The sequence below is a fragment of the Pseudomonas cyclaminis genome (genome assembly GCF_015163715.1).
Lineage (GTDB): Bacteria > Pseudomonadota > Gammaproteobacteria > Pseudomonadales > Pseudomonadaceae > Aquipseudomonas > Aquipseudomonas cyclaminis.
In genome coordinates, this window is record NZ_JADDUM010000305.1 from 1 (window position 1) to 4,905 (window position 4,905).

Here is a 4,905-nt window from a genome sequence, read left to right on the forward strand (position 1 = left end):
AAGCCCGCTCACCACAGAAGCCCGCTCACCACAACAGCGCATTACCGCGCTTCAGTCACACATATTTTCGGACGTCACAATCTGCGGCGCGATATGCACCCGATGCCGCACTGGATCAAACCCTTCGGCACTCTGCAATTCCACCAGCAACTCCACCAGCGCCACCGCGGTTTGCCGTGGCTGTGAGTCCATCACCACATCAATCAACCCCTGGCTCAGCGCCTGGCGTGACAGCTCGGTAGACTCCTGCAAGATGCAACACAGCGCCGGGCGCTTGGGCAGCTGTGCCAGGGCGCTGATGATGCCGTCACCGCCACCGCCCACCACGCACAGGCCGCGCAGGTCGCTGTGGCGGGTGAGCAGGTCGAGGGTGGCTTCTTCGGTGATGTCGCAGTTGTCCAGGTTGATCAGCGGCTCCAGCGGCTTGAGGCCCGGCGCGTGTTCGGCCAGGTAGCGGTGCAGGCCTTCGACCCGGGCCTGATGCCCCAGGAACCGGTGGCCGCCCAATAGAATCCCGACGCTGCCTTTGCGTGCGCTGCAGGTGCGGGCGAGCAGCCAGCCCATAGTGCGCCCGACCATGTGGTTGTCCTGGCCTACGTAAGGTTCCAGGGCGTGTTCATGGATATCCGACAGCAGGGCGACCACCGGTACGCCGGCCTCGCGGATCTGCGCCAGGCACGCATTGATCAGCGGGTGGGCGAAGCTGACCACCGCCAGGGCATCACACTGCACGGCGAGTTGCTCGATCTGTGCAACGATGGCGCTGGGCGTGCGGTCGTTGATGTATTCGAACTGACAGGTCAGGTTGGCCGTCGCGTGATGCTGCGCGGCGTCGCTGATCGACTGCGCCAGGTGCGCATAAAACGCCTGTGCAGTGCCCAGCAGCAGAATGCCGAAACGATACGTGGGCCGGCGTTCGCGAATGCGCTGGCCAATCAGCCGCGCCGCAAAATAGCCCACGGCTTCGGCGGCCTGGAATACCTGCTCGGCCGTTTCCGGATTGACCGGCGCACGCGCATTCAGCACCCGATCAACAGTGGCCACACTCAGGCCCGCATGGGCGGCGACGGTGGCGATGGTTGGGCGTTTATTGTTGTTCATGACAGCCCTCTTGAACGTCTTGATAGAAAACTATCAAGCCCCGCTGGGCCTGGATGATAGCTTGATAGGGAATGGATTCAAGGCCTTGAGGGTGATTTGGCGCTTCTCTATCGTTGGTTTCGCAAAGCACCAGAAACCACCCGCTTGCGGAGAACAATAACAATGCCTGAACACACCGCTCACACCGCCCGGCGCGACTACAGCCTGACCGGCCCGGAAGCCGCCCGCGCTGCCGAAAAAGGCCTGGTCTCGGCCAGTTGGTACCAATCGCCGATTTCCCGTAAACGCATGAAAGAACTGATGCAGCGCCGCGACGGCCCGGCCCTGCGCGACACCGCGATTTGGGTGAGCACGCTGTTCGCCACCGGTTTCGGCGGCTACTGGTTCTGGGGCTCCTGGGCCTGCGTGCCGTTCTTCCTCGCCTATGGCGTGCTCTACGGCACCGCGTCGAACCCGCGCTGGCACGAAACCGGCCACGGCACCGCGTTCAAGACGCGCTGGATGAACGACGCGCTGTACCAGGTCGCGAGCTTCATGTGCATCTTCGAACCCCATGTGTGGCGCTGGAGCCACGCCCGGCACCACACCGATACCATCGTGGTTGGCCGCGACCCGGAAATCGTCGAACCACGTCCGCCGAGCTTCTTGATGATGTTCCTGAGCCTGTTCAACCTGCCTTTGGCGCGGAAAACCTTCAGCGGCGTGGCGCGTCATGCAGTGGGTCAGATGAGTGCCCAGGAAGCGGACTTTATCCCCGAATCCGAGTGGCCCAAGGTATTTCGCGCCGCACGGATCTGGGTGGGCATTTATGCAGTGGTCATTGGCACCGCGCTGTACCTGCACAGCTGGTTGCCGCTGATGCTGGTAGGGCTGCCGAGTATCTACGGCGCCTGGCTCGGCTACCTGTTTGGCCTGACCCAGCACGTGGGGCTGGCCGAAGACGTGCTCGACCATCGCAGCAACTGCCGCACCATCTACATGAACCGCGTGCTGCGCTTTATCTACATGGACATGAACTACCACCTCGAACACCACATGTACCCGATGGTGCCGTACCACGCCCTTGAGCAGTTGCACGAAGAGATCCGCAACGACTGCCCGCCGCCGTATGCGAATATTTTCGAGGCCTACCGCGAAATCCTGCCGACCATCTGGAAGCAGCGCAGCGACCCGACGTATTTCATCCAGCGGCCGATTCGCCCGAGCGCGGAACCGGCTGCCAATGCCCGGATGAGTGCCGAAGCCGCAGTCAGCTGAACCCCATCCATAACAAGAGAAACCGCCATGAACGATCAATGGATCGACGTCTGCGCCGTGGGCGAAATAGACGAAGAAGACGTGCTGCGCTTCGACCACGGGCCCCACACCTATGCGGTGTATCGCTCGGCCGAGAATGAGTTTTTCGCCACCGCCGGCCTGTGCACCCACGAGAAAATCCACCTCGCCGATGGCCTGGTGATGGACCATGTCATCGAGTGCCCCAAGCACAACGGGCGCTTTGACTACCGCACCGGCAAGGCCATGGGCGCTCCGGTGTGCGTCAACCTCAAGACCTACCCGGTGCGGGTCGAAGCGGGGCGGGTACTGCTCGCTGTCACGGCGTGATGATGAACGCCCCCCTGATCATCGTCGGCGCCGGCCATGCCGGTGGCCGTGCGGCGCTGACCCTGCGCGAAGAGGGTTATACCGGGCGGCTGGTCCTGATCGGCGATGAACCGCACGTCCCCTACGAGCGCCCGCCGCTGTCCAAAGGCCTGTTGCAGGGCACGGCGGACCTGGCGGCGTGCAGCCTGTGCGACAGCGCACGCCTGGGCGAATTGGGCATCGAGCATATCGCCGCCAACCCCGTGACGCAGTTGGAGCCGCAGCACCATCGCCTGCAACTCGTTGACGGCCAGTGGCTGGCCTATGCCGGTCTGCTGCTGGCCACCGGCGGGCGTGCGCGACGTTTGCCCCAGGCGCAGGCCAATGTGCTTTACCTGCGCACCCACGACGAGGCCCTGGCCCTGCGCAGTGCCTTGCGTCCGGGTACACGGCTGGTGATTGTCGGCGGCGGGTTCATCGGCCTGGAAGTGGCCGCCACTGCCCGAGGCCTGGGGTGTGAGGTCACGGTGCTGGAAGCCGGGCCGCGCCTGGTGGGCCGGGTGCTGCCGCCGGTGATCAGCGCAATGCTGCTGGACCTGCACCGCGCACAAGGCGTGGATGTGCGCTTGAATGTGGCACTGGAATCCATCCATGACGATGCCGTGCAACTGGTCGACGGGCAGTTGCTGCCCTGCGACCTGGTGGTGGTCGGCATCGGCATGCAACCCAATCTCGAACTGGCTGCCAACGCGGGGCTGGAGGTAGGGCAGGGCATCCGTGTGGATGCGTACCTGCGCACCAGCGCGCCGGACATCTATGCGGCCGGCGATGTTTGTGAGTTTCGCCTCGATGGCCTGTACCAACGCCAGGAAACCTGGCGCAACGCCGAGGCTCAGGGGCGGCACGCGGCGCTGAATATGCTGGGGCGTGAAGTGCCCTTCGAGGCGATCCCTGGCTTCTGGTCCGATCAATACGACTGGGGTTTGCAGACGGTGGGCGGGATGACCCCGCACACGATCAGTCGTGCCTTGCCGGCCGGCGGTCTGCTGCTGTTCTACGTCGATGCCGATGGCCATTTGCAAGGCGCCTGCGGCTGGGCGCCCGGCAACAGCGTGGCCAAGGACATCAAGCTGTGCGAACGCCTGATCACGGCGCGCACGGTGCTCAACCCATCCAGCCTGGCGGACCCCGAGCAGTCCCTCAAACACGTGCTGCGGAGCTGATATGCGCCAATTTCTGGTATTCCAATCCCTATGGGCCATGCAAACCGAGCCCGGCCCGCTCGAAGCGCAGCTGGATCGAATCGCCGCAGCCGGCTTCGACGGCATCACCGACCATTACTGGAAACCCGCTGATGTGACACGCCTGCACGCCGCCGCCACGGCGCGGGGCTTGCAGATCGAAGGCCAGCTGTTTCCGCAGTCGGTGGATGACCTGGCCGCCGCGCTGGATGTGATCAGCCGCTACGGCTGCCACCACCTCACCCTGCAAGCCGACGTGCGCCCGCGCACCCAGGCCGAAGCGGCGCGGCTGGTCGAAGGTTGGCAGCGCCTGGCCGAGCAGGTGGATTTTCCGGTGCTGCTGGAAACCCACCGGTATCGCCTGACCAACGACCTGCTGTTCACCCTCGACCTGTTGGCGCAAATGCCCGACTTGAAGTTGCTGGCCGACCTGTCCCACTACGTGGTGGGGCGCGAGTTGCCCGAGCCGGGCGCGGTGGAAGACGACGAACACATCCGCACGATCCTGCGCCACAGCTGGGGTTTCCACGGCCGCGTGGCCAGCAGTGAGCAGGTGCAGGTCTCAATGGCGTTCCCCCAGCATCAGGCCTGGGTCGAGCGGTTTATTGGCTGGTGGCGCTACGGCATTGAAGACTGGTTGGCGCGCCCCGACACAGGGCAGAGCCTGTCGTTCACCTGCGAACTGGGCCCGCCGCCGTATGCGATCACCGGTGCCGATGGGCGTGAAATCAGTGATCGCTGGGCTGAGGCGTTGAAGATGCAGGGGCTGATTCGCCAGGTTTGGAGCGACTGCCAAACCCTGGTCTGAAGGCGGCCTTACGAGAATGGGCATATTCTGTATGGTGACCTGGCTTCTGTGGTTTGCGGGCCTCTATGGTGAGCAGGCTTTTGTGGTGACCTGGCTTCTGTGGTGAGCGGGCTTGCCCCGCGCTGGGCTGGCGCCAGAGCCCCATCAAGCCGCCCCCGTTTTTCCAGACAA

5 protein-coding genes are annotated in these 4,905 nt (G+C 64.1%); 4 read left to right on the plus strand and 1 reads right to left on the minus strand.

Annotated elements, in window-relative coordinates; translation table 11 throughout:
* Positions 1 to 51: 51 nt before the first annotated feature.
* Positions 52 to 1,101: a LacI family DNA-binding transcriptional regulator gene (locus IQK56_RS29010; RefSeq protein ID WP_193863982.1), complete on the minus strand. Its 1,050-nt coding sequence runs from the start codon at positions 1,099 to 1,101 to the stop codon at positions 52 to 54.
* Between the two features lie 162 nt (positions 1,102 to 1,263).
* Here IQK56_RS29010 and IQK56_RS29015 point away from each other — a divergent pair, with 162 nt between their 5' ends.
* Genes IQK56_RS29015 through IQK56_RS29030 form a run of 4 tightly spaced genes read left to right on the plus strand, consistent with a single transcriptional unit; the run spans position 1,264 to position 4,734 of the window.
* Positions 1,264 to 2,358 (plus strand): fatty acid desaturase family protein, encoded by a 1,095-nt coding sequence (locus IQK56_RS29015; protein ID WP_193863983.1) that lies wholly within the window; start codon positions 1,264 to 1,266, stop codon positions 2,356 to 2,358.
* Positions 2,359 to 2,385: 27 nt separating this feature from the next.
* Positions 2,386 to 2,706 carry a MocE family 2Fe-2S type ferredoxin gene (locus tag IQK56_RS29020; RefSeq protein WP_046036525.1) on the plus strand — a complete coding sequence of 107 codons (321 nt, stop codon included), beginning with the start codon at positions 2,386 to 2,388 and terminating at the stop codon, positions 2,704 to 2,706.
* Between the two features lie 2 nt (positions 2,707 to 2,708).
* Positions 2,709 to 3,908 (plus strand): NAD(P)/FAD-dependent oxidoreductase, encoded by a 1,200-nt coding sequence (locus tag IQK56_RS29025; protein WP_193863984.1) that lies wholly within the window; start codon positions 2,709 to 2,711, stop codon positions 3,906 to 3,908.
* A 1-nt stretch (position 3,909) separates the two neighbouring features.
* Positions 3,910 to 4,734 (plus strand): sugar phosphate isomerase/epimerase family protein, encoded by an 825-nt coding sequence (locus IQK56_RS29030; protein ID WP_122308948.1) that lies wholly within the window; start codon positions 3,910 to 3,912, stop codon positions 4,732 to 4,734.
* Positions 4,735 to 4,905 lie beyond the last annotated feature (171 nt).